The organism is Pseudomonas sp. Tun-23181 (assembly GCF_057415455.1).
This window is the reverse complement of sequence record NZ_CM171630.1, coordinates 174,124-198,465: the sequence shown is the minus strand read 5'-3', so window position 1 is coordinate 198,465 and position 24,342 is coordinate 174,124. Positions and strand designations below refer to the sequence as shown.

General features: G+C 58.1%; 28 protein-coding genes and 2 tRNA genes. 7 read left to right on the top strand and 23 right to left on the bottom strand.

Annotated features, from left to right (window positions below):
* Positions 1 to 10: 10 nt before the first annotated feature.
* From ACDI39_RS01210 to ACDI39_RS01200, 3 genes are all read right to left on the bottom strand, one after another.
* The gene (locus tag ACDI39_RS01210) at positions 11 to 1,456 is read right to left on the bottom strand and encodes an ATPase domain-containing protein (RefSeq protein WP_225790748.1); all 1,446 of its coding nucleotides are present in this window, start codon (positions 1,454 to 1,456) and stop codon (positions 11 to 13) included.
* A gap of 5 nt (positions 1,457 to 1,461) precedes the next feature.
* Positions 1,462 to 2,622, bottom strand: a complete 1,161-nt coding sequence (locus tag ACDI39_RS01205; RefSeq protein WP_225790749.1) for a two-component system sensor histidine kinase NtrB — start codon at positions 2,620 to 2,622, stop codon at positions 1,462 to 1,464.
* Between the two features lie 140 nt (positions 2,623 to 2,762).
* The gene (locus tag ACDI39_RS01200) at positions 2,763 to 3,047 is read right to left on the bottom strand and encodes a hypothetical protein (RefSeq protein ID WP_225790777.1); all 285 of its coding nucleotides are present in this window, start codon (positions 3,045 to 3,047) and stop codon (positions 2,763 to 2,765) included.
* A gap of 200 nt (positions 3,048 to 3,247) precedes the next feature.
* Here ACDI39_RS01200 and ACDI39_RS01195 point away from each other — a divergent pair.
* Positions 3,248 to 3,332 (top strand) — tRNA-Leu (locus ACDI39_RS01195).
* 100 nt (positions 3,333 to 3,432) lie between these two features.
* A complete protein-coding gene (locus tag ACDI39_RS01190; protein ID WP_225790750.1) occupies positions 3,433 to 3,846 on the top strand; it encodes a DoxX family protein in 414 nt (137 codons plus the stop codon).
* A 61-nt stretch (positions 3,847 to 3,907) separates the two neighbouring features.
* Here ACDI39_RS01190 and ACDI39_RS01185 read toward each other — a convergent pair whose 3' ends face one another.
* A complete protein-coding gene (locus ACDI39_RS01185) occupies positions 3,908 to 4,099 on the bottom strand; it encodes a hypothetical protein (protein ID WP_225790751.1) in 192 nt (63 codons plus the stop codon).
* Positions 4,100 to 4,606: 507 nt separating this feature from the next.
* Here ACDI39_RS01185 and ACDI39_RS01180 point away from each other — a divergent pair.
* Entirely contained in the window at positions 4,607 to 5,200 is a 594-nt protein-coding gene (locus ACDI39_RS01180) for a hypothetical protein (protein ID WP_225790752.1), read from the top strand.
* Between the two features lie 1,033 nt (positions 5,201 to 6,233).
* The gene (locus ACDI39_RS01175) at positions 6,234 to 6,656 is read left to right on the top strand and encodes a hypothetical protein (RefSeq protein WP_225790753.1); all 423 of its coding nucleotides are present in this window, start codon (positions 6,234 to 6,236) and stop codon (positions 6,654 to 6,656) included.
* A gap of 122 nt (positions 6,657 to 6,778) precedes the next feature.
* Here the strand turns inward: ACDI39_RS01175 and ACDI39_RS01170 are convergent, their stop codons facing one another.
* The 4 genes from ACDI39_RS01170 to ACDI39_RS01155 all read right to left on the bottom strand — a co-directional run bounded on the left by ACDI39_RS01170 (position 6,779) and on the right by ACDI39_RS01155 (position 7,910).
* The gene (locus tag ACDI39_RS01170) at positions 6,779 to 6,961 is read right to left on the bottom strand and encodes a hypothetical protein (protein WP_225790754.1); all 183 of its coding nucleotides are present in this window, start codon (positions 6,959 to 6,961) and stop codon (positions 6,779 to 6,781) included.
* A 261-nt stretch (positions 6,962 to 7,222) separates the two neighbouring features.
* A tRNA-Ser gene (locus ACDI39_RS01165) sits at positions 7,223 to 7,309 on the bottom strand.
* A complete protein-coding gene (locus ACDI39_RS01160; protein ID WP_486537312.1) occupies positions 7,304 to 7,612 on the bottom strand; it encodes a hypothetical protein in 309 nt (102 codons plus the stop codon). The genes ACDI39_RS01165 and ACDI39_RS01160 overlap by 6 nt, the downstream gene beginning before the upstream one ends.
* Entirely contained in the window at positions 7,602 to 7,910 is a 309-nt protein-coding gene (locus ACDI39_RS01155; RefSeq protein ID WP_253168301.1) for a hypothetical protein, read from the bottom strand. The genes ACDI39_RS01160 and ACDI39_RS01155 overlap by 11 nt, the downstream gene beginning before the upstream one ends.
* 102 nt (positions 7,911 to 8,012) lie before the next feature.
* On the opposite strand from ACDI39_RS01155, the gene ACDI39_RS01150 reads away from it, so the two are divergent.
* The gene (locus ACDI39_RS01150) at positions 8,013 to 8,678 is read left to right on the top strand and encodes an SOS response-associated peptidase (protein WP_253168300.1); all 666 of its coding nucleotides are present in this window, start codon (positions 8,013 to 8,015) and stop codon (positions 8,676 to 8,678) included.
* Here ACDI39_RS01150 and ACDI39_RS01145 read toward each other — a convergent pair.
* From ACDI39_RS01145 to ACDI39_RS01135, 3 genes are read right to left on the bottom strand one after another with little or no spacing between them, the layout of a single operon-like run.
* Entirely contained in the window at positions 8,672 to 8,896 is a 225-nt protein-coding gene (locus tag ACDI39_RS01145; RefSeq protein ID WP_253168299.1) for a hypothetical protein, read from the bottom strand. The genes ACDI39_RS01150 and ACDI39_RS01145 overlap by 7 nt on opposite strands.
* Positions 8,897 to 8,909: 13 nt before the next feature.
* On the bottom strand, positions 8,910 to 9,440 hold the full coding sequence (locus tag ACDI39_RS01140; protein ID WP_486537311.1) for a DUF2514 family protein: 531 nt from the start codon (positions 9,438 to 9,440) through the stop codon (positions 8,910 to 8,912).
* Positions 9,437 to 9,976: a glycoside hydrolase family 24 protein gene (locus tag ACDI39_RS01135; RefSeq protein ID WP_486537310.1), complete on the bottom strand. Its 540-nt coding sequence runs from the start codon at positions 9,974 to 9,976 to the stop codon at positions 9,437 to 9,439. The genes ACDI39_RS01140 and ACDI39_RS01135 overlap by 4 nt, the downstream gene beginning before the upstream one ends.
* A gap of 187 nt (positions 9,977 to 10,163) precedes the next feature.
* Between ACDI39_RS01135 and ACDI39_RS01130 the strand changes: the two genes are divergently transcribed.
* Complete coding sequence (locus tag ACDI39_RS01130) at positions 10,164 to 10,829, top strand: acetyltransferase (protein ID WP_486537309.1); 666 nt, start codon at positions 10,164 to 10,166, stop codon at positions 10,827 to 10,829.
* A complete protein-coding gene (locus tag ACDI39_RS01125; RefSeq protein ID WP_486537308.1) occupies positions 10,780 to 11,247 on the top strand; it encodes a MaoC family dehydratase in 468 nt (155 codons plus the stop codon). The genes ACDI39_RS01130 and ACDI39_RS01125 overlap by 50 nt, the downstream gene beginning before the upstream one ends.
* A gap of 45 nt (positions 11,248 to 11,292) precedes the next feature.
* Here ACDI39_RS01125 and ACDI39_RS01120 read toward each other — a convergent pair whose 3' ends face one another.
* From ACDI39_RS01120 to ACDI39_RS01065, 12 genes are read right to left on the bottom strand one after another with little or no spacing between them, the layout of a single operon-like run.
* A complete protein-coding gene (locus tag ACDI39_RS01120; RefSeq protein WP_486537307.1) occupies positions 11,293 to 13,608 on the bottom strand; it encodes a hypothetical protein in 2,316 nt (771 codons plus the stop codon).
* A 58-nt stretch (positions 13,609 to 13,666) separates the two neighbouring features.
* Positions 13,667 to 16,378 carry a host specificity factor TipJ family phage tail protein gene (locus tag ACDI39_RS01115; protein ID WP_486537306.1) on the bottom strand — a complete coding sequence of 904 codons (2,712 nt, stop codon included), beginning with the start codon at positions 16,376 to 16,378 and terminating at the stop codon, positions 13,667 to 13,669.
* Complete coding sequence (locus tag ACDI39_RS01110) at positions 16,375 to 16,770, bottom strand: hypothetical protein (protein WP_486537305.1); 396 nt, start codon at positions 16,768 to 16,770, stop codon at positions 16,375 to 16,377. Before ACDI39_RS01110 ends, ACDI39_RS01115 begins: the two co-directional genes overlap by 4 nt.
* Positions 16,771 to 16,781: 11 nt before the next feature.
* Positions 16,782 to 17,279, bottom strand: coding sequence for a DUF1833 family protein (locus ACDI39_RS01105; RefSeq protein WP_486537304.1), 498 nt, complete (start codon positions 17,277 to 17,279; stop codon positions 16,782 to 16,784).
* Between the two features lie 8 nt (positions 17,280 to 17,287).
* Positions 17,288 to 17,524, bottom strand: a complete 237-nt coding sequence (locus ACDI39_RS01100) for a hypothetical protein (RefSeq protein WP_486537303.1) — start codon at positions 17,522 to 17,524, stop codon at positions 17,288 to 17,290.
* Positions 17,521 to 18,696 carry a phage head spike fiber domain-containing protein gene (locus tag ACDI39_RS01095; protein ID WP_486537302.1) on the bottom strand — a complete coding sequence of 392 codons (1,176 nt, stop codon included), beginning with the start codon at positions 18,694 to 18,696 and terminating at the stop codon, positions 17,521 to 17,523. Before ACDI39_RS01095 ends, ACDI39_RS01100 begins: the two co-directional genes overlap by 4 nt.
* On the bottom strand, positions 18,686 to 19,366 hold the full coding sequence (locus ACDI39_RS01090) for a hypothetical protein (RefSeq protein ID WP_486537301.1): 681 nt from the start codon (positions 19,364 to 19,366) through the stop codon (positions 18,686 to 18,688). The genes ACDI39_RS01095 and ACDI39_RS01090 overlap by 11 nt, the downstream gene beginning before the upstream one ends.
* A complete protein-coding gene (locus ACDI39_RS01085) occupies positions 19,363 to 21,942 on the bottom strand; it encodes a tape measure protein (RefSeq protein WP_486537300.1) in 2,580 nt (859 codons plus the stop codon). The genes ACDI39_RS01090 and ACDI39_RS01085 overlap by 4 nt, the downstream gene beginning before the upstream one ends.
* On the bottom strand, positions 21,942 to 22,556 hold the full coding sequence (locus tag ACDI39_RS01080) for a DUF6246 family protein (RefSeq protein ID WP_486537299.1): 615 nt from the start codon (positions 22,554 to 22,556) through the stop codon (positions 21,942 to 21,944). Before ACDI39_RS01080 ends, ACDI39_RS01085 begins: the two co-directional genes overlap by 1 nt.
* Complete coding sequence (locus ACDI39_RS01075) at positions 22,553 to 23,551, bottom strand: phage tail protein (protein WP_486537298.1); 999 nt, start codon at positions 23,549 to 23,551, stop codon at positions 22,553 to 22,555. The genes ACDI39_RS01080 and ACDI39_RS01075 overlap by 4 nt, the downstream gene beginning before the upstream one ends.
* 15 nt (positions 23,552 to 23,566) lie before the next feature.
* Positions 23,567 to 23,941 (bottom strand): phage tail termination protein, encoded by a 375-nt coding sequence (locus ACDI39_RS01070; RefSeq protein ID WP_486537297.1) that lies wholly within the window; start codon positions 23,939 to 23,941, stop codon positions 23,567 to 23,569.
* Positions 23,938 to 24,342 (bottom strand): hypothetical protein, encoded by a 405-nt coding sequence (locus ACDI39_RS01065; RefSeq protein WP_486537296.1) that lies wholly within the window; start codon positions 24,340 to 24,342, stop codon positions 23,938 to 23,940. Before ACDI39_RS01065 ends, ACDI39_RS01070 begins: the two co-directional genes overlap by 4 nt.

Below are 24,342 nucleotides of genomic sequence, written 5' to 3'. Positions count from 1 at the left end.
CGCTATCCCATCAGTCGCCCCCTTGGGGCACCGCCGTGCCGGAAAGCACGCCGCTGGCGCCCTCGAAGGCCTTGCGCAGGGTGATGCCCTGCGGGCCCAGGCACAGCTCGTGCAGGGCCGGATCATGGTGGCTGTCGCGCACCTTGAGGATCGAGACCATGCGCCTGAGTTGCGAATCCAGCTCGACGAAGCGCATCAACAGCAGGTTGTCGACGATGCTCGACAGGTCCGGCGCCGGGGCCGTGATTTCCGAGCCGAAGATATCGCGCATTTCCCACGTCAACAGGACACTGACATCGCGGGCGCGCAACTCGCCGGTCAATGCCCGGAAGAACGCATTGAGCCGCGCCGGATCGACCGCCAGCCGGCTGAAGGCGCCCAGGCTGTCGATCACCACGCGCTGGGCCCCCAGCGCCTGGACCCGTTCGAGCAAGCGGGCACCGACCTGGTCCAGCAGCCCTTCGGTGGTCGGCTGCCAGCACAGCTCGAGATCGCCCTGGCGCTCCAGCATGGCAATGTCATGGCCCAGCGCAGTGGCCTTCAGGCGCAGCCGCGCCGGGGTTTCGTAGAAGCCGAAGTGCAAGCCGCGCACCTCGTGGCTGGAGGCGGCGAGAAAGGCCAGCCCCAAGGAGGTCTTGCCGATGCCCGAAGGCCCCATGACCAGGCTGACCGAACCCTTGCCCACGCCACCGCCGAGCATCTCGTCCAGGGCCGTGATGCCAGTGGTGACCCGGCTGAAGGTTTCCGACCCCATCTGGCTCGGGTGGCTGTACAAGGCCTCCAGGCGCGGGTAGACCTGCAAGCCGGCCTCGCTGATCAGGCACTCGTGCAGGCCTGACAACGCGCCGCTGCCACGCGTCTTGCGCAGCTGGATCTGGCGCACGGCGCGGCTGCCCACCAGGTGCTCGCCCAGCTCGATCACCCCATCGACCATGGTGTGCTCCGGGCTGCCCTCCTGCACCCGTGCACTGGTCAGCAACAGCACCGTGCACCCGGCGAACGCCGCATGCCCCTGCAGCTCGGAAACGAACTTCTTGGTGTCGAGGCTGGTTTCGGCCCGTACCCTTGCATTGAGCAGGCCGTCGACGATGAGCAGGCTGGCCTGCTGCCGGGCGATCTCCTGGCGCAACAGCCTGACCACGGCATCGAGCCCTTCCTGCTCCAGGGTGTCGAAGGCACTGACGAACTGGATCGGGTCGCCGACCAGCGCCGGATCGAAGAACGCCAGGGTCGACAGGTACTGGAACAACCGCTCGTGAGACTCGCTGAGCAAGGTCGCCACCAGCACCCGCCCACCGTCCCGCACGTGGCCGCAGGCCAGCTGGTTGGCCAGGATGGTCTTGCCTGCTCCCGGCGGGCCTTGGACGATATAGGAGGCGCCCGCCACCAGGCCCCCCTTGAGCAGGGTATCGAGCCCTTCGATTCCCGTCGCCAGCCGCTTGAGTGGTTCTGCCATGTTGTCTACTCGTTGTGATCGGGGTCGGGGGCGCCTGGGCAAGCCGGCAGGTAGAGGCTCATGCTCGTCCCCTCGCCCACCTGGCTGGCCACGCAGATGGCGCCATTGCTCTGCCTGGCGAAACCATAGGCCTGGCTGAGCCCGAGGCCGGTACCCTTGCCGAACGCCTTGGTGGTGAAGAACGGCTCGAAGATGCGCGGCAACACCTCTGGCGCTATGCCCTGGCCGGTGTCGTGCACATCGAAACGCACGAAACGCCCTTGCAATCCTTCCACCTCGCCCGCCAGCTCCACACAGCCCACCTCCAGGCGGATACGCCCCTGGCCTTCGATGGCATCGCGGGCATTGAACAGCAGGTTGAGCAGGACCATCTGCAACTGCCCGGCATCCACTTCGATCAGCGGCAGGTCCGGCTCCACCCGATCCTCCAGTTCGATGTCACTGGCCAGGGCATGCTCCAGAAGACCACGGGTGGAGTCGATCAGTTCAGCCGGAGCGATGCGCGTGACGCTCATTTGCCGGTTGCGGGCGAAGGTCAGCAGTTGCCGGGTCAGCTGGGTGCCGCGCTGGCCGGCATCGAGGATGTGCTGGAGCAGGCGCTGCACCCGTTGCGAATCCTGGCTGCCCAGGGCCAGGCGGGCGGAACTGAGGATGATGGTCAGCAGGTTGTTGAAGTCGTGGGCCAGCCCGCCGGTCAACTGGCCCAGGGCCTCGAGCTTCTGCGCCTGGAACAACTGGACGCGGATGGCATCGAGTTGCAGCATCGATTCGCGGCGGTCGGTGATGTCGCGGGTGACCTTGGCCAGGCCGATGATCCGCCCAGCCTCGTCGCGAATCACATCCAGCGCAGCCAGGGCCCAGAACTGCGTGCCATCCTTGCGTACCCGCCAGCCTTCATCCTGGGCCATCCCCTGCTCCAGGGCCTGGCGCAGCAAATATTCGGGACGCCCGTCGGCACGATCCTGGGGCGTGAAGAACAATGAGAAATGCTGGCCGATCACTTCATCGGCACGGTAGCCCTTGATCCGCTCGGCACCGGCATTCCAGGACACCACGGTACCTGTGGGATCGATCATGTAGATGGCGTAGTCCAACACCGACTGGACCAGCCGTTCGTAGAGGTTGGTGGGGATTTCCGGCTGGTTGGGGCGGTCGGCTGAAACCATGCAAGCTCCACGGGCACCGCAGGGGACATATTGATTGAGCGTAGTGTATGGGTACCGATACAGGATAGACAGCTGCGCGCAGGCCTGATCATGCGGCAAGCCCATTGCAGGCTCACCGCCCGGTTTGCATGAGACGTTCGTCAGCTTTCCCGCTCGACCACCTGAGGGCTGAGCCGCCGCGGCAGCGCCACCTTCAGCAGCCACAGGCAAACCAGCATGATCGCGCCCCCTCCCCCAAGGGCCATCAGCCGTTGCGCCTCCGGGCGCGGCTCGTCGAAGCCCAGCATCAGCAGGTAACCGCCCAAGGCCATCAGGCTCAGATAGAGGAAAATCGCCAACAGATAGACCTGGAGGAACAACAAGCGCCAGAACAGCTTCGGCCGGACGATGCGCGCAGGGGTGGAGGACGGCGTGGCCGAAGGCATGATTGCGTACTCATTGGATCCAATGACGTAACAGTGGCCCAGTGACAGCAAGGTGTCAACGGACATATCCAATCCCTGCCCATATCCGCCTGGAAGACGCGGTGTGGTTGACTCGGCTATAACGATGGGTTATAAAGCGCGCTTGATTGCCAGGCCCTTCTGCCCTGAAGCGCGCCGGTCGCCACGACCCTTTCAAGCGTGCGAGTGTGGTGGAATTGGTATACACAGCAGACTTAAAATCTGTCGGCGTCAGCCTTGCGGGTTCGAGTCCCGCCACTCGCACCATCTTCTTTCGAAAGGCGCCCTCGCGGCGCCTTTCTTCCATCCGGCGCAAATCGAAGCGGCTGCTAAAGTGGAACATGTCCCCGTCCACTGGAACCTCGCCATGCGCTACTCCTTGTTCGAAGGTCAACGCGACCTGATCATCCTGATCGCCCGCATCCTGCTGATGATCCTGTTCATCATGTCCGGCTGGAGCAAGCTAACCGGCTTCGAAGGCACGGTCGGCTACATGACGTCGCTGGGCGCCCCCGTCCCGATGCTGGCAGCGGCGATCGCCGTGATCATGGAGTTCGCCGTCGGCATCCTGCTGATCCTGGGCTTCTATACCCGCCCGCTGGCGTTTCTGTTCGCGCTGTTCGTGGTGGGCACGGCGCTGCTCGGCCACCCCTTCTGGAACATGGTCGACCCCGAGCGCAGCGCCAACATGACCCAGTTCTTCAAGAACCTGAGTATCGTTGGCGGCCTGCTGTTGCTGGCCCTGAGCGGCGCCGGACGCTTCTCGCTCGATCGCCGTTGACGCCTGGCCAGACGCGCCTCGCGGTGAGGCTACCTGCAAAGAGGCCTGCGTATCGCAGGCCTCAATTGTCGTCGACCTCGTCGTGCCAGGCCGGGTGGTCCTCATCGTCGAAATCATCCCGCAGCGCTTCGTCTTCCTCGGCTTCATCCAAGGCACCTTGGGCATCGGCCTCCGGGTCGAAGTCGTCGTAGAGGAATTCATGATCGAGCAGATGATCGTGCTCGGGTTCGGGAAGGTCGTCTTCGTCGTGCATGCCTGGCTCCTGAGGTTAGCGCCCGCCTGTATAGGGCGATCCGAGCGCAAGGTCAATCGCTCGTGCTTAACGCTGGCTTAACCCCCTGCCAGCTAGCCTGGATGCTCTCCCTTCAAACGTCCTTGCCCGCCCCATGGCGGGCTCTTTTTTGCGCCCTATCGCATCAGCCGTGGACAAGCCCATCATTGCGGCATTTCGACAGACTCTGGACATGCTCTTCACGAATTTCTGACATCATCCCGAGCACAATGCACAGGCTTCGTACGTTCTTTCAACCCGCCTCTGATGGCGGGTTTTCTTTGCCTGCCAGAAAGATCGCCTTTACAGGCCAAAAAAATGTGACGCAGCGCACAGTTTCAGGCATTGCCTTAAACTTTTCCGCGCTGTTCTCGTCTCTTACCCAGGATTGTCAGGCCGCCGCAATGGCATTCCGGCAGCATTTTAACCTGCTGCACAGGCGGGTACTCTGCGGCGCTGAATCCACTTTTTCCTCCCAAGGATGGATCCATGAGGCCTCTATTGCTTTTGGCCGCTTCGGCAAGCCTGTTCGCTACCCTCCCTGCCTGGGCAGACTCCCGCCAGGCCGAACGCGTCTGGACACAGGAGCCAAGTTCGTTCCTGGGCGTCGATTTGCAAGGCGATTTCCTGCAGCAGGTCGCAGAATGCCCAACCGACGAAACCCGCCCCACCGAGCCCTGCCGGGTAGCGACCGCCGACCCGAGCCGCTTTGAAATCCACGGCCTGCCCTACCTACCCATTTCGCCAGGCTACAACCTCGTCGCCACCCTGGCAGACGGACAGGTGCGCGAGCTGGTCTTCAGCGGCAATGCCAACAGCCTCCACCTGGTCACGGACATGCTGACCGAACGCTTCGGTGAGCCTGCCGAGCGCAATAGCCAGTGGGTCAAGATGAAGTCCGGGGCCTCCTATCTGACGGAGGTGATGAACTGGAAAGGAGACAAGGTGGCGATCAACTTCCAGCGGCAGGAAAACGACTTGGGCAAGTATGCCGTGACCTTCTCTACCCTTCCTACGGAACTGGCCACCAGCACTGAGGCGCCGGCGGCTGATGTGGTTGAGGCTGATGTTTCTAAGCTTTGAGAAGTGAAAGGGTGGCGGTCATGAAGCCGCCTTCCACTCAATCCTGTATAAAGACGGCAGCGTCGCGGTCGCGTGTTATCTACCTCATCAATTGATCGGACTGATACCAGTTGGGGTGCTGCTGATCCCATAGCCTGGTGGCGGCGCGAGTACGCGTCAGTGCTTGTCGATACTTGCTGCAACTGAGCGTTTGCTTCCAGCCAGCACAAGGTGTAGCCATCGTCGCTAGCCAGAGCGCCGGTATCGGCAGGTCATTGGGTTTCCCTACAGAAAAGGCTCCTACGTGCCCAGCCATCGCACAGCCATACCGCTGCCTCGCGATGGAAGATTTTTTTACGCATCCCGTCGCTTGACTTCAATGGATCAGGTACCATCCAGAGCCATGGCAAAAGGCCATCGACAGCCACTTCCAGGCTGTCTTGACTATAAAAATATTTAACAGAATTTTTAGCATTTATAAGCGGGGAGCCAATGGAAGATATCAGTCGCAGATCGATAGAAAATCTTGAAAAAGAACTTTACGAAAAGATGTAGGGAACATTCACAGACGATCAAATCGACTTCATTAAAGACTTAATTCGAATAGAGTTAATGAAGCGAGACCGGGAAAAAATCGAAAACCTTGTTGGCTAACGCTCTTCCACCTGCCCTACGACTACAACACATATTCGAAGCTAACCGAATACAGACTCATGGATCACGCCCGCGTTATCGGGCGTTTTCTTTTTAATGCCCGCGCCGTCGCGTAGAAGAATAGCCCTGCGTTATCCGGGTAAATGGTCATCCTTTTCTCCATGTGAAAAAGCCCACGCTCGATAGGCGGTATAAACAGGCATCCACTGCACGACAAAAGGCAGGGTTGCCCCATGTACAATACCGACCCTTTTTAGCGGGCATGTACAAAAAACCATTTTCACATCAACGAATGTTGGTGTGTTTAGTTTTGGCGATTAGAAACTCGGTAACGTCGCGACTGAACACCCAAAGGCCATTGCTGTAGACTCCTGATCCCACTCTGCCCACAGGAGCCTCAATGTCACAGCAAGAAAGCACCAGCCCCACCTGGTGGACCGTTGGTCTTTTCACACTCATCTTTTCCGTGGCTTCGTCACTCATCACGGCAACTGTCAAATTCGTAGAGATCAAGGGCGACCTATCTGTATCAACTAACAAGGTCCAAGCGCTTGAAAAATCGAATGCACAGCTACGTGGCTACATCGAGCAATGGAGGACCGCGAACGATCGACTGCAAGCTCAGCTGGGCGCTACAAGCAGCAGGCTGCATGCATTAGAGAACGACCGATGCATCCCCCTCAGGGATGAAGTGAACGATATTAGCCACACCATCCAGAACGCAGAGAAGTGGGGTTACTCGCTCTCCCGAATCGCAGCGCTACGTGAACTCAGTCACGAATATCAGGAAACTCTCAGGGCGTGTTACGGCAGCAAGACCTGAGACGCCTAGTCCAGCCGCACGATCTTGGGCGCGGCGCCTTTGGCTCGGTGCAATAGGATTGAGGGAATGCAACGCAGATCGATCTGTTCGAAGCGCGCGCGCAGCCCTCCTCCTACAACTACTCAAGCCCGCCGACGATTCCGGAAGGCACCAACGATCAGCAACACAGCGCCAGGAATCAGCAACCCTGCAGCTGTCCAGCCGAACGCGGGCTGGCCGGCGGCACCAACCGCAGCGAAAGCGGCGCCAATGGCAATCATTGGTGCGCCAGCGATATAGAACGGGGTTTTGGCAGCCTTGCTCATATCGATTCTCCTGTGGGGCAGCCATTTAACCATACATGCCACCACTGGCGGCGCGGAAAGACTCTGCTCGAGCGCCAAAAGCTGCTGGGCACCGCCATTAAGGAGGAGATCACGACGCGTGTTTACCGCCGCGTCGGAGCGATCGCCAAGCCCTCGAAAGGCTGAAGTTTCGGAACTCCTAGCCTTTGGTTTCAGAACTCCTGCCTTTTCCAGCCCACAACGAAAAACCCCGTAGACCTAGATCTACGGGGTTTTGAATAGTGGAGGCCGAGGTCGGAATCGAACCGGCGTAGACGGATTTGCAATCCGATTTCAACCTGCTATTTTATTGGGAGAAATCACTCAACCCCCTGTATCTATTGGGGTTTCACTCATTTTCCTACATCTTGTTTCATCATCATTTGGGACATTGAATGTCCCAGAATTGTCCCACGCTTCCAACCTCACTTCTTCAGCCCCGGCCAGCGCCCATAGTCGAGCCGACTCGGAAAACTCAAGCATCTCGCATAACTGATCGGTATCAACCTCCTGGCGCCGGTGCGCGCTCATGGCCATCTCGCTCAGAACGGCTGCCCGACCATCGGGATCCGCGACCAGTGCGACCTGATCATTCAGCTCGGCCAGCCAGGCCGGAGGCAAGTCACTTGCCATAATCACCTGCCGCCCGGCACCACCAGGACTGCGCGTACATCACGCCATCGATCTCTTCCAGCCCGGTGATGTTCATCCCGAGCTGGGCCATGCCGTTCACGCAGGCATCGTGCAGCCGCGGAATGATGTCGCCTCGAGGGGTCGGGTTGAAAACCCAGGCCTGTATCGAGGGGCGTCCCAGCGCAGCGCTATGGCTGTATTCGATGTGCACGTCTGCGCGCAGAGCCTGAATTTTCCCGAGTTTTTCGCTTGGAATCGCTACGCCGCGCTCGCGTCGACGGACAAGGAGGAAATACATAGGCCACCAATACTGTATATAAATACAGCATTTCACCATCAAGAAACGCAGGCACGCCAGTACCACTCGGCGGACTATGCTTATCAGGTGGGAGGGCTATGCATGTGCGGAAGGTTGAGCCAATACCGGGGCGTACACGAGTTCGTTGAGACCCTGAGCATGCCCGAGGTCTGGCGGAACAACGTCGGCGACCAGCCATTGGCTCGATACAATGTCGCACCTACAACACCGGTGGCGGTGCTGCGAGTGGATGACGCAGGCCTGCGGGCGGACCTGGTGAAGTGGGGGTGGCGACCGCACTGGGCGAAAGACCGCGCGGCGCCGATCAACGCCAGGGTTGAGAAAGTCGCCCATGGCCCATTCTTCCGGGCGATCTGGCCGCATCGAGCGATAACACCCATCGACGGGTGGTACGAGTGGGTCGATGAAGGCGGGCCGAAGAAGCAGCCCTACTACATCCGGCGTCGGGATGGGCGCCCTGCCCTGTGCGCCAGCATCGGCCAGTTCGCTGGCAACGAGCACGACGGGTTCGTGATCATCACTGCCGATGCCCAAGGCGGGATGGTGGACGTGCACGACCGCCGGCCTGTCGTGCTGTCGCCCGAACTGGCATACGAATGGATCGCGGCCGGCATGCCCAGTGAGCATGCAGAACAACTGGTGATGAACCTGGGCGAGCCGGCGGATGCCTTCGAGTGGTACCGGGTGGGCACTGCCGTTGGCAATGTGCGCAACCAGGGCGCCGAACTGATAAAGCCGCTTCAGTGAAGGGGCGGCAATTCCTTGCCCCGGGCCTTGGCGATTACCCGAAGCTGGTAATCGGATACCACCTGAAACAGCGACTCAGCCAGAAGACGCAGACGCTCCACCTCATCCGCCGGCGCGCCTCGTTCTTGGGCTTGATGATACTCGCGCATCGCGTCGATAGCCTGCTGAATCAGCGGTTCGCCTGCCTCTACCATGCCAATGAAGGTCCGCTTATCCACCGCCCTGCTCCGCTCACTTGGTGAGACCATTATAGGTCGCCTCGCACGCCAGCCCTGCTATTCGACTCCGCTCAAGCGCTGCTGCGCAGCTGCCCGCCATTCGGTCAGACTCTTCAAGCAATCCCCCGAGCACCACGACGGCAGAGGTTCCTGCCTCGCGCTGCTGGGCAGCGATGGTATCGCAGGTGGCTCGGTGACCATCCCGCAGTCGGGCGATTTGCCCGCGCAGGCCGTCAGCAGCAGACTCAGCAGCAGCGGTGCGACCTTGGGCCACTTCCAGTTTCTTTCGTGCATCCTCCCCCTCCTCATCCGCCACGGCTTGGCGGCGCTGTTCTTCTGTTCTGGCCTGGGCGGCGGCGCGGCGGTCGCGCTCTGATACCTCCAGGCGGTAACCAGCCAGCTCTGCACGTGCAACTGCGGTTTCGCCGCGGGCGATGGCTGTTTCGCCATTGGCGACCACAACCCGATACTGCTGGACCGCTGCGACAGCCAGCAGCGCTGCCAGCCACCAGGCCCAGGCCGAAACCAGCCTCAGCCAGGTCACGCCGCCATCTCCCCACCGCAGGCACAGAACATCGCCAGCAGTTGATCCTCGGGCTGCACCTCGGCGGCACGCTCGGCTTCGTAGATGCCAAGCAGCGCGGCCAGCTTGTGCTCCCGCTGCCCATACCCAGCCCCAGGCAAACTGGCCCAGATCGGCGCCGCCTTGGCGATCGCGTCCTTGATCCGGCCAGCCTTGATCAAGGGCAGCGCACCGCACTCAGCCAGCAGCTTGATCGAGGCCAGGTCCTGGGCCTCGGGAATGAACCGACCTTTGAAGCCGTAGTTCTTCACGATGGCATCCCAGGTTCGAGCCAGGAACTGGTACCGGCCAGCGGCGGTGCTGCTGATCCCGTAGCGCGGCAGCGGCACCAGCACACGCGGGTGCTTGCTGTAGTCGCTGAACAGCTTGCCACCGACCAGCACGTTGTAGCCGTCGTCGCTGGCCTTGATTGTCGACGTGCCTTCGGACCAGGCCAGCATGTCCAGAAAGGCGAGCACGTTCGGGCCGCCGGCGTCGGCAGTAGAAATTCGGGCCATGGGTTTTCTCCAGGCATAAAGAAGCCCGTGCTAGACGGGCGTTGGGTTTCGTCTTGGGTGCTGGTAGGCTCAGGTCAAATTCGGGGATGCCTAAGATCACCTGCTGTATGGCATCATCACTGCAGAAATCGATAGATGCACGTGAATTGCTAGATTATTTCTTATAACAACAGAATGAGGATTGAAAATGCTGCTTTTTGGAATTGTTGGGGCCGGTGGATTCGGACGAGAAGTTATGCCGGTAGCGACTCGAAGCCTTGGAATGTCGATAAATGATGCATTTAAGCTTGTATTTGTAGACGACGGCATATCTATTAACAATATCAATGGATATGATGTTCTTTCTACAGAAGAGTTTCTGTCAGTAAGCGCCGAAGAAAGATACTTCAATGTGGCAATTGGCAGCGGAAAAGTCAGAGAGAAAATATATAGAGAAATGTCAAATACCGATGCAAAACCATTCCGCATCCAGGCGCACAACGCCACTATGCTGGATGAGATCGACATTGGCAAGGGGGCAATCCTATGTCCATACACAACAATAACATCAAACGTAAAAATAGGACAATTCTTCCACTCAAACATTTACTCATACGTAGCTCATGACTGCATTATAGGAGACTTCGTGACTTTTGCCCCCGGAGTTAAATGCAACGGTAATGTAATTATTGAAAACCATGCTTACATAGGGACTGGGGCCATAATTAAACAAGGCACTCCTGACAGGCCTATAGTCATTGGAGAAGGCGCAGTGGTTGGAATGGGTGCCGTTGTGACAAAGAGCGTTCCAGCAGGGGCAACCGTTGTTGGAAATCCAGCCAAACCATTGGGTAGAAAAGGTCTTGGGGGCTGATATGGACTTTGGTAGCATTCCAATTGAGTCAATAGAGCCTGGAATGTCTGCAAGTTACTCGCAGACCATAACAGATGCAGACATTAAGGCATTTGCTGGAATAAGTGGAGACCACAACCCGGTACACGTAAACAGGGAATACGCGGAAAACTCCAGATTCAAAAAGAGAATTGCTCATGGGCTAATGTCTGCAGGATTCTTTTCCGCAATATTTGGGACTCGCTTCCCGGGTCCTGGCTGCGTGTATGTATCGCAAAACCTTTCTTTTCTTAGGCCGGTTTACATAGACGACACCGTGACAGCCACAGTAACGGTGTCCTCTGTCGACACTATCAAACGACGTGTATTTTTTGATACCACATGCACTGTAAAGGGAAAGAAGGTTATCACCGGAACGGCTGAGATATTCATCCCGTAAGAAATGTTTATAGGCGCGGAAATCCGCGCCTATCCACATGATCACTCATCCAATTAATTGAATAGTTATGCGCCTAGATGATCCAAATCTATTTCTTACGGTAAGCTTCCCGCCACTTACATAAACCCTAAAATCACCAGTTCCAGGCTCAGTGGTTCCTCCTGCCACGAACCTCGTTGCGGTTTGTTGCAAAATTGTTGCACCCGATGAATCGAATGCCAATAGGCAAGTTGCCGCCCTATCAAAACCGCATGATACCAAGGCTATTCCGCCTCCATCCCCTGCGCCTGACGGAGCGACCTGGATGGCTCCTGCGTTAGCAACCAGGTTTGACGCACTGGACACTGACGGAGAATCAACAAATCCTACACAGTTAACCGCACTCAGTCTTCTGTCATTTCCGCTTGAGGTAGCATTCATCAGTGGAACGCTTCCGCCGCCAGTATTGGTAACATTTGATGCGAGGATATACCCGAGCGGAACGCCAACCTCTTGAACACCAGCAACCGTTGGCTGGGCAGCAACGTTGCTGATACTGATCGTTGGAGTGCCGCCTCCGGTGGCAATATGCTGAATGATGTAGTCAGACGGTCCTAGAACGTTTACGTCCGAAATGGAAGCCGAAATACTATTCCCACTAAGGTCTGTAACACTTGCGATGCCGAATATAGATGTATTGATGATCTCCCCTCTAATTCCAGAGATCACCCCGTTCGCCGCGGACCGGCCAGATACGTTGTTTCCAACCCACCGCGCAACACCCCGGCTCCCGAACCCATCATACCGAAAGCAAATGTCGCGTATAGTTATGCCGGAGTTCTGAGCTTCAACATCCCAGTCTGATGGAGCAACACCATAACCGCCAGGATCAACAACGGATGCCTGCTTGAGAATTCTTAGACCTACTACCGACCCATTCATGCCCTGGTGTTTAACGGAACGATTTCTAGCGTTCTTTACCACGCCTCCATAGACGTTATGAACCGCCTCAGTGGCAGACGTGATTGAGCTAAGGATGCGTATCCCATCTTGGTCTAGGCGGTTTGTTGGGTCTTCAGCCTGGATATCCTCAACATACGGGTCAACTATATCGAGATACTTAGTCTCCCCGCTTGCGCTACGCGTCACGGTGATTCCGAATGCTCCATACATACTTGGAATTTCTGCGCCCGCCGCAACGCGAACCGTGCGTACATCAGGTCTAAGCATGTAAATCCTATGGAACCCACCCATAATCAAAATCCCATCACCATGGGAGAGTTCCAAAGTGTGGCGACGCACATTCCGAGCGGACACACCGGTCATGGCGATGGACGGAGAGCTCGCAGCAGCTCCGCTTTCAGGGCTCTCGATCCTCCATCCGGTATGGCTCTTATTATTGGCGTTCAGCGTTATCTGTCCAGTCAGAGCATGAGACATTGCCCCAGACAATGTTATCTTCAAGCAGCTCTCAACATCGCTACCGTCATACCTTAAAGTTGCTCCGTCAGAAATCCACGAAATCCTATTGCTGATTGACTCAATGATTGGGGTCGCGAACCTATATGTGGAATTACCCCATGTGATATGCATGCCGCTCAGAAGCGTAGATCGAACGGCGGCATAATCATCAGCAGAGTCATCGCCAATTGCTCCAAAATCATGCGGGGACATGGATCGAGCAATCTTCACCCAGCATCCATTCCCACCCGGATTAGTCTCTCCAGTGCCAGACAAGAATCCTGCGATATCTGCTTGGCTTCCAGACCAAGGAACGGTTGGGCTGATTACGCTCCCGCCATTATGACTGGATCGCGGAGTCGTAGAGCTCCATGCGAACTCACCTCCTCCCGCAGCCGATCCCTGATAGTAGCCCTTAACTAGGTACCTGAGGTCGGAGCGACCAGTAAGGCCTTGAAGTTCACTAATTGAGCCGACGGACACTACCCCGCGCCCAAGCATCAGGGATCCTTTATTCGAATCAACCGAATCAGCTAGATCCTGCCGCAGGGCGGCATCAACCCGCGAGACAAGGACGCCCTCATCCGTCGCCCACGTACCAGTCAGGCTGACAGGAAAGCTTGCTGGAAGCTTGACGCCGTACAGGTTTCCGTCCCGTTCGATCAGTTGAGTCGGCCGATCAACGGTAAGCGGCACGCCGTCCACGTACTCCAGAGGCGGTAGCTCGAAGCCCGAGTTCGCAAGGAACGCATACGAATCCTGCTCGATACCGGCCCAGGACTTGCGCTCTTTGCCGAGGCGATCGGTCCAGGAAGGCGCATCCCCGTTGACGGCGATATCAAGATTCGCTGCGTTGTCGTAAAGGTCGCGCGGATCGCTGGAACCATCCGGGTCTACCGGGTTCATGGTGTTGTAGCGCATAGTTTCTCCGGGCATAAAAAATCCCGCGCGGTGGCGGGAATGCTCGATAGGGTTCCGGTCATGCCGGCGGGAAGTTGTCGTCGTCGAGGTAGACGCGGGCGTCGTAGTTCACTGCCGTGACGTTGCAGCTCACGGTTCCACTTGGGTTCACTTCCTTGATCAGGGCTGGGTAGCAGAACTTGGCTTTTGGGCCGAACTGCAGGACTGGCGCATCCATGGCGCTGTCCAGGATTGGAACGAAGTCCAGGGTCGGAATGGTCATCCGGTAGTCATCGATGCGGGTGGCGATATAGGGGCCGGATGCGCTGCCATCTCGGCGGCGCAGCGCGACCCAATGCTCCCCGCCGGCGGACCAGTTCAGGCGCTCAGACGAAACCAGCATGTGCTGACTGCCCAGTTGCGCGTAGCCCTTGAGCATCGCGCTCTGGCCGTAGCCTGGGGTGCTATCGCCGAGCAGCGCATAATCCAGGTACCCGCTGTTGAGCGCGTCAAGCTCCGTGGAGAAGCTGTAGCGCTTGCGCTGGTAGACCTGCTGGCGGCGCCGGCGCATGCCGATCCGCCAGGCCCTGGTGCGATCTGTGACGCCCTCTACCTTGATCTTCTCGGTCCTGAGACCGAGATCACCTGGCAGGCGGCACTCCACCGTCTCGATCTGCCACGTCGTGCCGTCCGTGTACTCGACATCAACCCCGTCGAAGTCATCTTCCGTGACATGCTCAGCCTCGCGCTTGAGCGGCTTAGTCATGACCTGGGGGTTGTAGATGTGATCGAAGTCCGGGCCGCGCGGCTCGTCGCGCACTGGGCGGATGAGGCCTCGGTCGATCGTCAGCTCGGCAAACCCGGCCTGTAGCGCCTCGATCATGCAGGCTTTGACCGTGCTGGCCGAGTCGATCATGCGGTCGTAATGGTCGCCCCTCGCGGTCCAGATGGCCTGAAGGCGATCCAGTTCGGCCAGGTCGATGTCGGAGTTTCCATCTTCGACCGAGTAGCCGACGCTCTGCGCGATGTAGCCAATCCATGCAGCAATGTCACGGGTTGGCTCCTCGGCAGTCCATGCCCCGTTGCGACGAGTGCGCAGGATGCGGGTGGCAATGACCGACACCTGGCTCTCAGACTGAGAGGCGATCCGGTTACCGCCTTTTACGCGCAGGGCCAGCATCGTCACGCCTTCGTAGCGCGTCGGGGCCGGCAGGTTCGCTCGCAGTCCATACCACTGCACGGTGTTGGCGTCCTGGGTGCTGGTGGACTTGGCGCCGATGCGCCGCATCCGAGCCTCAGGCCGGATGTTGCCAGGGATGTCCATGTACTCGGTGTACCCGAGTTGGTCCAGCGTCATCGCCGTGTAGGTCTTCTTGAACGAAGTCCAGGCGCCCGCTGTGCTGATGTCGCGGTACTGCATCTCGACGGTGACGGATAGGTTGTTCAGGTCGCCCTTCCCGCCCACATGCACAAGACCTTGCGGGAAGAAAATATCCCAGGCGATGCGGCTGGTGGTGGTCCCGGCCGGGCAGGCGGGGAACGGCCCCGACCAGTCGCCCTCTTGAGTCGATCCATCCAGGCGCAGCACCGCCGCAGAGGTGGTCAGGGCGTCGAACCCTGGCCAGGTCAGATCAGGATCACCATCGGCATTGATCCGCTCGACGCTGATAGCCGCCGTGCTGGCCGCAGTGATGCGATAGCGCAGGCCGCGGAAGCCGATGCCCATCTGTAGCGCGGTGCCGGTCTGCAAGCCGGTTACAGGGCCGCCGCCCTGCCAGTCGAGAGTCATCTCATCTGGAGCAGATCCCACGCCAGGCGTGTAGCTGGCCACCACGTAGTTGCCGGCGTTGGCGCCCACGATCTCGATCGGCATGCCAACGTATGGCGCCACCTGGTCGAGGTTGCCACGGATGATGTCCCGCCCTGCCCCGCCGTCGATCACGTCGTACGGGTAGCCAACTTCAACCCGCACGATCATTCCGGACGCCCAGCCATCAGGAAACTGACCGGCGCCGGTGGGAACGGTGATTGTGTAGCCGGCGAACTGGAAGGACTGAGCCGTGGGCACCGGGGTTACGGCATAGGTGGCCTTCAGCTCGATACCGGCGGTACCGGTGGATGTGGCGCCGACTTCTGGCGCCGAGTGCCACCACTTAGCCGCCGATTCGCTCGAGAGGTCTGCGCCTGGCCCGTAAATCTGGAACTCGGCATCGTCCCCCAGGGATATGACCGGCGTGTCGCCGATCAGAATGCTGCTGACTGGGATGTCGTATTTGCCGCGCCCAACGCACAGCAGCATCTCGATCCACTGGGAGCGAGGGTCGTCGAAATATCGATTCGGCGGCAGCGCGTAGTCGGGATACGGACGCTGCCGCCCGGCGATCTCGCGAATCACCGAGTTCAGCTTGACCTGGTTGCCCTTGACCGTGGCCAGGCCAAGGTCGTTGCCGCGCTTCGTGTTGCCCCCGCTGTTCAGGGACGGCATCTTGGGCATCAGCGCGCCCAGCACTGCCTTGGCGCCGAATACGAGCGCCAGGGTGATCGAGAACGGGTCAGTGCCCTTTGGCTCCCGGTAGATTTCTACCTTGTCCTCTGGGCCGAACTCGATCGTCGCCCATTGAGTCGGCAGCGCCCGCTCGCCATTGACGAATACGCTCAGCGGCAACGCGGCCGGCTCGACTTCATCCGGCAACCCATCAGCGCGGAACCAGTCGAGAACGCTCTGCCGCTTTTCGACCGGGTACGACTCGGCAGGCCCGGCAGCGAGCTTGTTGGGATAGACTTCGATCATTCTCGATCTCGGTAATAGATGACGGTGTTGTGATCGCGCTGCCACTGGGAGAGCGGGAGGCAGCGTGCGCCACGGGATGGGTTTATTTCGAGCACTTTCAGCCGGCCACCAGACTCGATGACCAGGGCGACGTGGACACAGATGTGGCCACGCATGACCGCAGCGATAGCGCCATGCTCCGGCTGGCATACCTCCATGTGCACCGCCTCAGCGCGGTATGCACGGGTAAACTCCCGCGGGTCGGTGTTGCGTACATGGCCCCAGCTTGGCAGCAGGCGTTTGCCAAGGTGAAGGTGGCGCACCTCCCTGACCAAGCCCCAGCAGTCATACCTTTCGGGGCCGCGAGCGCCATCCTCGTACCTGCATGACAGGTACGTGTTGATCCATTCCATACGGGATACCCTTAGAGGTACTTGAGGCCCGGCACGAAGTTCGTGGTGTACAGGGCGCGAGGCCAGGCGGTGCCGATCAGATCGAAGAACCCGCACTGCAAAGTGGCCTGGTTCTGCTCGAATGAGTCGCTGTCGACGGACATGCGATAGGGCTTCTCACAGGGGGCCGACAGATCGCTGGCGAGGTAGACGCGGTAGGTGGCGGTGATTCTGGCATTTGCATCCAGGGCCTCGTCTGCACGCCTCTGCACCTCCCCTGTGGTGTTGTCCACGGCAAAGGCCAAAGCCTGATTACCCTTGTTGTTCTTCTGCGGAAGCGCGATGCCAATGTTGGCGGCGATGAAGGTCAGCAGGCGCCCGTCCTCGGTGCCGCAGATCCGGTCCTTGAATCCGTTGCAGATAAGGACCGGCGCATCCCATGCTGGGCACGTAATCTCCAGCGTGCGGACGAACGCCTCCTTACCGCCAGAAGCTATCGCCTCACGGTAGGTGTCTTCGAGAATTGTCATGGGTTCCCCTATGCGAATACCCGCCAAGGGGTTTCAGGGCTCATCAGCTCAATGCCCTCGGGCCAGTCGACGGGCTCAGTGCTGCGCACATTGGCGTAATAGCCTTCGAGCTCAACAACTTCTTCCTCGCTGACCACCTCATATCTGATGCCGATCTCATCAATGGTCACGCCTTCGAGCGGCAAGGCGTCGAGCGCCAAGCGCATGGTCTCGGCATCCTCTGAACGGAGGTAATAATCGATCATGTGGTTAGCGCCTGGAGTTGTACTGCGGAAAGGCGATATGGGAAGTATTGAATGCGGCGGATGTGCCCAACCATATGCGAGCTGACGATATTGCTGGCTCGAGTGCCTAAATTCAGGCGATCAATGGTTGGCGTCTCATCAGGCGCTCCGAGGCTAGATACAATTCCTGCTGTAGAGAATTGTGATTCGCCAGGCGCATAGGCAAGCGCGTGCTTAAAAACCTCCCCAGCCGAAAGCACTGGGGAGTTGGCTATCACAATTGAATATGCGATTGTGCCGGCATCCCTGTAAATCCTTCCACCTGCTCGCCTATCACTATCGCGAGTGAATAGCATTATGTTGCCAAGACCAAATGCAGTTCCCAGGGATGCCGAAGCAGGAAGGCTGAAGGACTGGTGAGATACCTCTGCCAGCAGCGTACCCTCACCATCATTAAGCCAATTTTCGGCCAAGACATATGCCAAATCACTAGCTCTAGTGGCCTGAGCCGACACGGTAGGAATGTAAGAGCTTGGCCCATGGCCGGCCTCGAATTGAGCGCCAAAAATCAATATTCCCGAGCTTCCATCTCCGGCGTATGTCGCACCGCCAGAACTTAACTGCACATCAAATGCAACCGGAGGAACGCCAGGAATGGTGGTCGCCGAAAGCCAGCATCGATACCATCCATTTGGCCACGCCTCGATGCCGACACCATCAAGGCCGGCAGATTGAGCAACGATGGTCCCGCTATCCAAATCGAATCTGGCCGATCCTGAGTTAGCCCAAGAGCCAAACGTATCCGTCTCGATATATAGCTCTCTGTTCTCCCCAACAGATTTTGCAAAAACAGACCGGCAATATGTGGTTCCACCGGAAACCACCATATTTGTGGATCTCACGAGGTGAGTGGTATTTGCCTTGTTCTCGACAAGCTTGACTACAGGTTCGCCGCTTGGACCCAGCTCTGCGCTACTGGCGATAGATGCATTGCCCTTGGCCCAGTAGGAGTTGGCAAAATCGTTTGACCGAGCTAGAAGATTGGTTCTCTGCGCCTCAAACAAAAGCCCTTTGCTTTCGACTCTCGGGGCATCAACCGCAGCAACCTCCAGTAGCCCTGTAGCCGGATTCAGCCACGTGCCCGTTGTCGCACGGGTGAAGGTGATAATCTCAGAGAAGCTTTTAGTTTCCATAAACCATCACCAGATTCAAATAGTCCGCAGAGTTTCCGATGCCATATGTCTGGCTCAGGAAGTCGAGAGAAAGAGAAGGAGAGTCGGCGCGCACAACGAGATAGGCAGAGTGCTTGCCACCTTGCGTTTCGTCGGTTTCTACGCTGATTCTTGTGCCGTCGCGCAAGCTGCGAATATCCGCCATTGCGGCGGCGTAAGTCGGGAAATCGAATGTGAACTCCGGCCACTCCCTGTCCAGGGCCATGTCGATGATGTTCATCATGAACCAGAACTGCGGGAACTCTTCCCAGCCGGGCTGGATCAATGACTGCTCCTTCAGCTCCAGAACGAACGTAAATTCATACCTGTCCGGAGGAACCAGCCGGCACTCGTACTTTTGGGCGAACCGGCATTCGTACTCTGACGTACCCTTCATCACTTCTGGCATTTTCAGCCGGCACGAAAACCACTCGACTCCATCATTCAGAGATCTCTTAAACCAACCTCTGAAAAATGCAGCTTCGCTTGAGGTCATCAACACGCTGCCCTGCGGGAACTCCGGAACATCCGAGAAGTTCAGTCGAACCCGCATGCGGCCAGACTCCATTGGAGTCCTTATGACAGACTCAACCTGCCCAATCGAATAGCCTGACAGCAAAATAGCTGGTAGCTGCTCTGGATATTTGATCATCTACCTACCGGCTCCAGTGCGTACTTGCTTCGAAGCGCCTGATCAACCTCGCCATCTCCCATTAGGTTGGCGACCCATGCGCTTACCATTACGGACCCATCGGGACCCTGTTGCTGTTGAACTTGGCCTGCGCGAGCGGGATCTTGATGCAGGTGGACCTCGACCTTTACAGACTCCTTGGCCTGTCCTGTTGCATCGCGGTTGCTGATGACCTCGCCTCGAGTATTAGGAAGCATGTACTGACGTCCATTTGCCGCTTGGTAGACCTCAGGAGCACCGTTCTCGTTGATCCGATAAAGCCCGCCAGCTCTTACCGGGCCGCCATACTGGCGAGCTCCAGCCAATGCGCTGGCTGCTAGCGCTGGCTGACCAAGAGCGGCTGCCGCAGAGGCCGCCGTCGCTGCGGCGGCCGGCGCAAGAGCTGGGCCAACGATAGGAATTGCTGCCGTGCTGGCGAATGCAGCTTGAGCGGCGAGTGCGGTATTGGTCGTTACCTGTCCGGCAACAGAAGCGGCATATGCGGCGCCGGCTGCAGCCTGGGCTGCTTGCCCCATTACCCATGCTTTCACCTGGGCAATACCCATTTGCCAGAATGATCCTACAACCTCATTCAGAATGGCGCCGGCGAGGGCCTGCATTGCTTGCTCGCCATTCGAGGCCCCGGTTATCAAACCAACCGTTGCTGAAGCTCCGGCTGCCTGAAGCTGGTCAAGGCTAGCCATAAGAAGCTCATTGCCACGCGACTGCCTACGGAAGCGCTCCTCCTCGAGCTGCTTCATTCGCTCGTCGTGCTGCTGCTCAGCTTGGGATTTGAGCTCCAGGTAACGTTGATCCTCAAGGAGCTTCGCTTCGTTCAGCTTTCTAAGGCTTTCCAGCTGGGTTTCGAAATTCTGCTGCTCTGCGGCAATAGGGTCCATCTGGCCCAGCAGTTGCTTGCTAGTCTGGGCCTGATTCGCATCGTAAAGCGCAGCCGCAAGCGCCCTGACCTGCTCCACCTGTTCCGGTGTCGCATACTGATTAAGGCTAAGTTGCGCCTGATCCTGAGCAACCTCCCTGGCTGTTTTCCCAACTTCGGCAAGTTGTTGACCTAAGCTAGCGAAAACCTTCTGGTTTTGCTCGATACCTTTTCGTTCGTTCTCGATCTGCTGCTGTCTTTCAGTCTCTTCCTTCCTCCGCTCTTGCGCAGCTTGAGATTGAGCTTTGCTTGCCGCTGCAATTCGCTCCTGCTCGGATTTTTGCCGTGCACGTTCCGATTCCTGGAGGTTGTAATTTTCTATGGCAAGAGCTACTGCGGCATCCTTCTCTTTCTGCGTCGCGGCAGCTCCAAGCTTCTGCAGCGCAATGATCTTGGCTCGCTCAATGCCCTGGGCTCGCAGTTGCTGATTTTGTTCGGCTAGAGATTGAATGACCTTCTGACCGTCGTCAGTAGTGGTGGCAGCCTCTTTAGGGGTGGATATGGTTTTCGTCGGCGCCATGGCCGCCTGCATCTTCGCAATCTCATCCTTGGTTGAGCGGATGCGCTTTTCAAGATCGGCTATCTGGCGCTTATTGGGTAGCCAAGAATCGTTTTGCCTAGCCAGCTCCCTTTGCAAATCTTCAAGGTCGCGAAACTTGGCATTTAGATTGTCCATGGCGGTAGCATTGCCAGCCGCTTTTGCCACCCCGAAAGCAAGCTCGTCTAGTGCGCGGGCAAGCTTCGTGCTTGCGCCAAGAGCCTCGTCGATTTTTGCCAGAGCCGCACCAAACGCGACAGATACAGCGTTCCCGGCATCTGAAGCGCTACGGGGAAGCTTGCGGAACTCGTTATCAACATCGACCGTACGTTTTTGCAGGAGGTCAAACAGCATTTCTGCGGAAACCTTCCCGTCCAGCATGGCTTGGCGGAAATCACCCATAGACATATCGGCTGCTGCCGCCAGTTGCCTGATAAGCTCTGGCGTTTGCTCGACAATGCTGTTGTACTCTTCCGCCCGCAGCGTCCCCCCAGCCAGCGATTGACCTAACTGCCTCAGAGCATTTGCGGTTTCGTCTGCGCTGCTGCCACCAATCTTGCCGATTTTCTGGAGTGTCGACGTCAGCTGAAGAACTTGGTCATTCGTTGCGCCAAGGGACTTTAAGCTGCTTGTTAGCGCCTCCCAGAGCTTGACCGTCTGCGGCATGCTTTGCCCGGTAGACGAGGCAATATTGAGAAGCTGCTGGTAGTTCTGTGAGGCGGCTTGTAGATCGGGGGAAAGCCTATTGATGCGAGACCGCAGCAGCGTGAACTGCTCGGCGATTTTCCCCCAGGCGGCAAGCGTCTGAACCGTGATAACCCCGGCGATTGCCGAAGCAAGCGGGGTTAGCTTGGCGGTCAAACCTCCGACTGACTTGCCAGCGGATCCTGCGGAATCACCGACGCTTCCAATGCCTTTTGCGGCCTTTTCGGTAGACTGCTCTGTCTTCTTAGCAGCTCGATCGGTTTTGCCGAAGGACCGCTGAAGATTGTCCAGAGCTCTATCGGAAGCAGTAGAGCTATTAACCAGATTGGAGGTGTCGGCCTCCACGGTGTAAACGATGCTTCCGACATTCTGGGACATTACTTGGCTCCTCTAGCCCTCGCTTTTTTCTTCGCCTCGACCTTCTCAAACCAGGCCATGGTTTCAGCGTGCTGGGCTGCGCTCGGGGCCTTGGCGCCGGGCGCATTCGATGCTGATGGTGGATATTTGGCGCGCAGTGCTGATACCAGGCCGGTCATTGTCATCTGCCATGCTTCTCGCTCAGTGAGGCCGAGGTGGGCTATGGCAATGGCGACGTGATCACGAGCAACGAACTCGCCCGTATAGTTCGACTCATCGTCGTTCTGTCTAGGGAGTGGCGGCAAAGAACCCGTAACTCCATGCTTCATCAAGCACCTTGCAAGAGGTAATAGATGGTCTACAGGGGCAATGCCTGGCCGATACCTGAGGAGTTCGTCGTACTCACCAAAGACCGCCGACAGATCATCTTCAGAGCAGGATTTCACCACGTGCAGCGCGTCAGCCAGCTGATCGTCCTGTTGCCTTGGGGTAAACGCCTCACCCATAACCCTTGCAAAAACATCGACGATCTCGGCCGGCGTACCGATCTGAGTCATGGCATACAAAGACGGCCGCAGGATGTACTGCCCTGCGGCCGTGTGAACGCCAATTTCACCGATGTCGGTGAGGATCACGGCTCAGTGATAGTCACAGGGACTGTCACGCTCACTGACGGACGAGCGGCGCTGGTGATTTTTACCGTGGTGGAGCCAGCATCAACGCCTGTGACCAGGCCAGACGCACTAACAGTGGCCACCGCCGGGTTGGCGCTCTCGTATACCAGCCCAGTAGCAGCGCCGGAAGGCGAGACAGTAGCGGTTAGTTGCTGAGTTGCCCCTTCAGCGATGGATACCGTAGTGGGCGAAACGGTTATCCCCTGAACAAGCGGCGCGACAGTGATCGACGCGGTAGTGGTTACGACAGGTAGAACGCTAGACGAAGCTGTGATGGTCGCAGAGCCAGCCGACAGCGCGGAAACTTCGCCAGTTACCGCGTTGACCGCTACAACCTCGGGGGCGCTGGACGACCAGCGAAGACCTTGCGGCGCTCCAACTGGGAGCACCACCCCTTCGAAGTTGAAGCCTTCGCCAACAGTCAGCGAAAGGCTTTCAGGCACCACCTGAATGCTAACAGGGTCTGGTGCGTCGGCATCCGGCGTGTCCTCAACAATCAGGCCGAACGGGGATGCGGACGCTCCCGCTTCGAAGCTCCAGGTCGTTACGTCATCGAACGGGGCAGACAGCGGGCTGAAGCTATTGATCAGCATGTAAACGGTGCGGGTGACGCGTGGGTCGATGATCTGGAACCAGGCACATGGCTGGCCGCCAGTGGCAGCCGGGTTGGAGACATGTTTCTCCAATTCGATTACGGCCTCTGCGCCGGGCCCTGTTGCGTGAGCGGTGCCATCGCCACTAAGGGTTACCCCCATGAACGTTGCAACGTTTTCCCGGATAGAGCCAACCGAGTCCCCGTCAGTGCCGTCCGCCGTATCCCATTCGATGGTGTAATCCTTGGTACGCAAAGACCCCAAGGTATTCCAGTCAATTTCCTGTGGGAGCACTTCGGGGCAGCCGATGAAGTAGCGCAACACCACCATCTTTCCGGGGAATTTTTGCTGTTTGCAAGCCATGTGCTGGCCTCCTGGTTAAAAAAGAACTTCGAGATCCAGGCTGTACCAAGCCCGGTTTTCTGTGGTGTACCCGGGGCCTACAGGTTCCCCGATCGCTCTGACGTATGCAGCCCCGCATGGAACGCTGCTTCCAAGCGCTGTTTGCGCTAGGATTTCGATGGCATTCCCAACATCTGCGACATGTTTTCGCTTAGCCTTCGGGCCCAGAAGGATCACCTTGAAGCGCTGGCGACGAACATCTACGACAGTGGGTGAGCCTCCAGCTTGCTGAATAACCGCGATAAACGCGTCGTCCAATGTGGAGTTATCCACCCACATCCCCCGGCTGTATTGGTATCCCTCGCCCAGAGCCGCCTTTATCCAGTCAAGAAAGGCATCGAACGGATTCATACGCGGTAGTTCCTGCGCAGGATGGCTGGGATGCTTGAGGCTATTTCGTCAAAGCCTTTTTCTAGGAATCCTGGCTCAGCGTTGGGATCCCAGAAGTCTCCGCGACTTGGGTCGTTTTCATCCCTGGGCTGACCAGCCAATTTCCCAGGAGCCTCATGAACGGCAGCCGCGTATTCGGCTGTGTAGCCAATAGTCCCCTCAATCCCGTTTGCGCTGTGGCTGATCTGCGGGGCAGTTTGGCTATTGATCAGGTTCGAAGTGTCAACCGGGGTCATAGTTTGGGACATGGCCGCGCCCTGGCTAAGAATCTCGTAAACGGCGCGCTCGGTTACCGGCCCAGATATCCCATTCACCGCCATGCGCATCCGGCGCCGCACTTGCTCAATACCTTTCGCTGGCAT

What these genes read in the sequence shown, in the direction of transcription:
- ACDI39_RS01210 (WP_225790748.1), bottom strand. Translation starts at nt 1,456, where the DNA reads ATGGCAGAACCACTCAAGCGGCTGGCGACGGGAATCGAAGGGCTCGAT.
- ACDI39_RS01205 (WP_225790749.1), bottom strand. Translation starts at nt 2,622, where the DNA reads ATGGTTTCAGCCGACCGCCCCAACCAGCCGGAAATCCCCACCAACCTC.
- ACDI39_RS01200 (WP_225790777.1), bottom strand. Translation starts at nt 3,047, where the DNA reads ATGCCTTCGGCCACGCCGTCCTCCACCCCTGCGCGCATCGTCCGGCCG.
- ACDI39_RS01190 (WP_225790750.1), top strand. Translation starts at nt 3,433, where the DNA reads ATGCGCTACTCCTTGTTCGAAGGTCAACGCGACCTGATCATCCTGATC.
- ACDI39_RS01185 (WP_225790751.1), bottom strand. Translation starts at nt 4,099, where the DNA reads ATGCACGACGAAGACGACCTTCCCGAACCCGAGCACGATCATCTGCTC.
- ACDI39_RS01180 (WP_225790752.1), top strand. Translation starts at nt 4,607, where the DNA reads ATGAGGCCTCTATTGCTTTTGGCCGCTTCGGCAAGCCTGTTCGCTACC.
- ACDI39_RS01175 (WP_225790753.1), top strand. Translation starts at nt 6,234, where the DNA reads ATGTCACAGCAAGAAAGCACCAGCCCCACCTGGTGGACCGTTGGTCTT.
- ACDI39_RS01170 (WP_225790754.1), bottom strand. Translation starts at nt 6,961, where the DNA reads ATGAGCAAGGCTGCCAAAACCCCGTTCTATATCGCTGGCGCACCAATG.
- ACDI39_RS01160 (WP_486537312.1), bottom strand. Translation starts at nt 7,612, where the DNA reads ATGGCAAGTGACTTGCCTCCGGCCTGGCTGGCCGAGCTGAATGATCAG.
- ACDI39_RS01155 (WP_253168301.1), bottom strand. Translation starts at nt 7,910, where the DNA reads ATGTATTTCCTCCTTGTCCGTCGACGCGAGCGCGGCGTAGCGATTCCA.
- ACDI39_RS01150 (WP_253168300.1), top strand. Translation starts at nt 8,013, where the DNA reads ATGTGCGGAAGGTTGAGCCAATACCGGGGCGTACACGAGTTCGTTGAG.
- ACDI39_RS01135 (WP_486537310.1), bottom strand. Translation starts at nt 9,976, where the DNA reads ATGGCCCGAATTTCTACTGCCGACGCCGGCGGCCCGAACGTGCTCGCC.
- ACDI39_RS01130 (WP_486537309.1), top strand. Translation starts at nt 10,164, where the DNA reads ATGCTGCTTTTTGGAATTGTTGGGGCCGGTGGATTCGGACGAGAAGTT.
- ACDI39_RS01120 (WP_486537307.1), bottom strand. Translation starts at nt 13,608, where the DNA reads ATGCGCTACAACACCATGAACCCGGTAGACCCGGATGGTTCCAGCGAT.
- ACDI39_RS01115 (WP_486537306.1), bottom strand. Translation starts at nt 16,378, where the DNA reads ATGATCGAAGTCTATCCCAACAAGCTCGCTGCCGGGCCTGCCGAGTCG.
- ACDI39_RS01110 (WP_486537305.1), bottom strand. Translation starts at nt 16,770, where the DNA reads ATGGAATGGATCAACACGTACCTGTCATGCAGGTACGAGGATGGCGCT.
- ACDI39_RS01105 (WP_486537304.1), bottom strand. Translation starts at nt 17,279, where the DNA reads ATGACAATTCTCGAAGACACCTACCGTGAGGCGATAGCTTCTGGCGGT.
- ACDI39_RS01100 (WP_486537303.1), bottom strand. Translation starts at nt 17,524, where the DNA reads ATGATCGATTATTACCTCCGTTCAGAGGATGCCGAGACCATGCGCTTG.
- ACDI39_RS01095 (WP_486537302.1), bottom strand. Translation starts at nt 18,696, where the DNA reads ATGGAAACTAAAAGCTTCTCTGAGATTATCACCTTCACCCGTGCGACA.
- ACDI39_RS01090 (WP_486537301.1), bottom strand. Translation starts at nt 19,366, where the DNA reads ATGATCAAATATCCAGAGCAGCTACCAGCTATTTTGCTGTCAGGCTAT.
- ACDI39_RS01085 (WP_486537300.1), bottom strand. Translation starts at nt 21,942, where the DNA reads ATGTCCCAGAATGTCGGAAGCATCGTTTACACCGTGGAGGCCGACACC.
- ACDI39_RS01075 (WP_486537298.1), bottom strand. Translation starts at nt 23,551, where the DNA reads ATGGCTTGCAAACAGCAAAAATTCCCCGGAAAGATGGTGGTGTTGCGC.
- ACDI39_RS01070 (WP_486537297.1), bottom strand. Translation starts at nt 23,941, where the DNA reads ATGAATCCGTTCGATGCCTTTCTTGACTGGATAAAGGCGGCTCTGGGC.
- ACDI39_RS01065 (WP_486537296.1), bottom strand. Translation starts at nt 24,342, where the DNA reads ATGCCAGCGAAAGGTATTGAGCAAGTGCGGCGCCGGATGCGCATGGCG.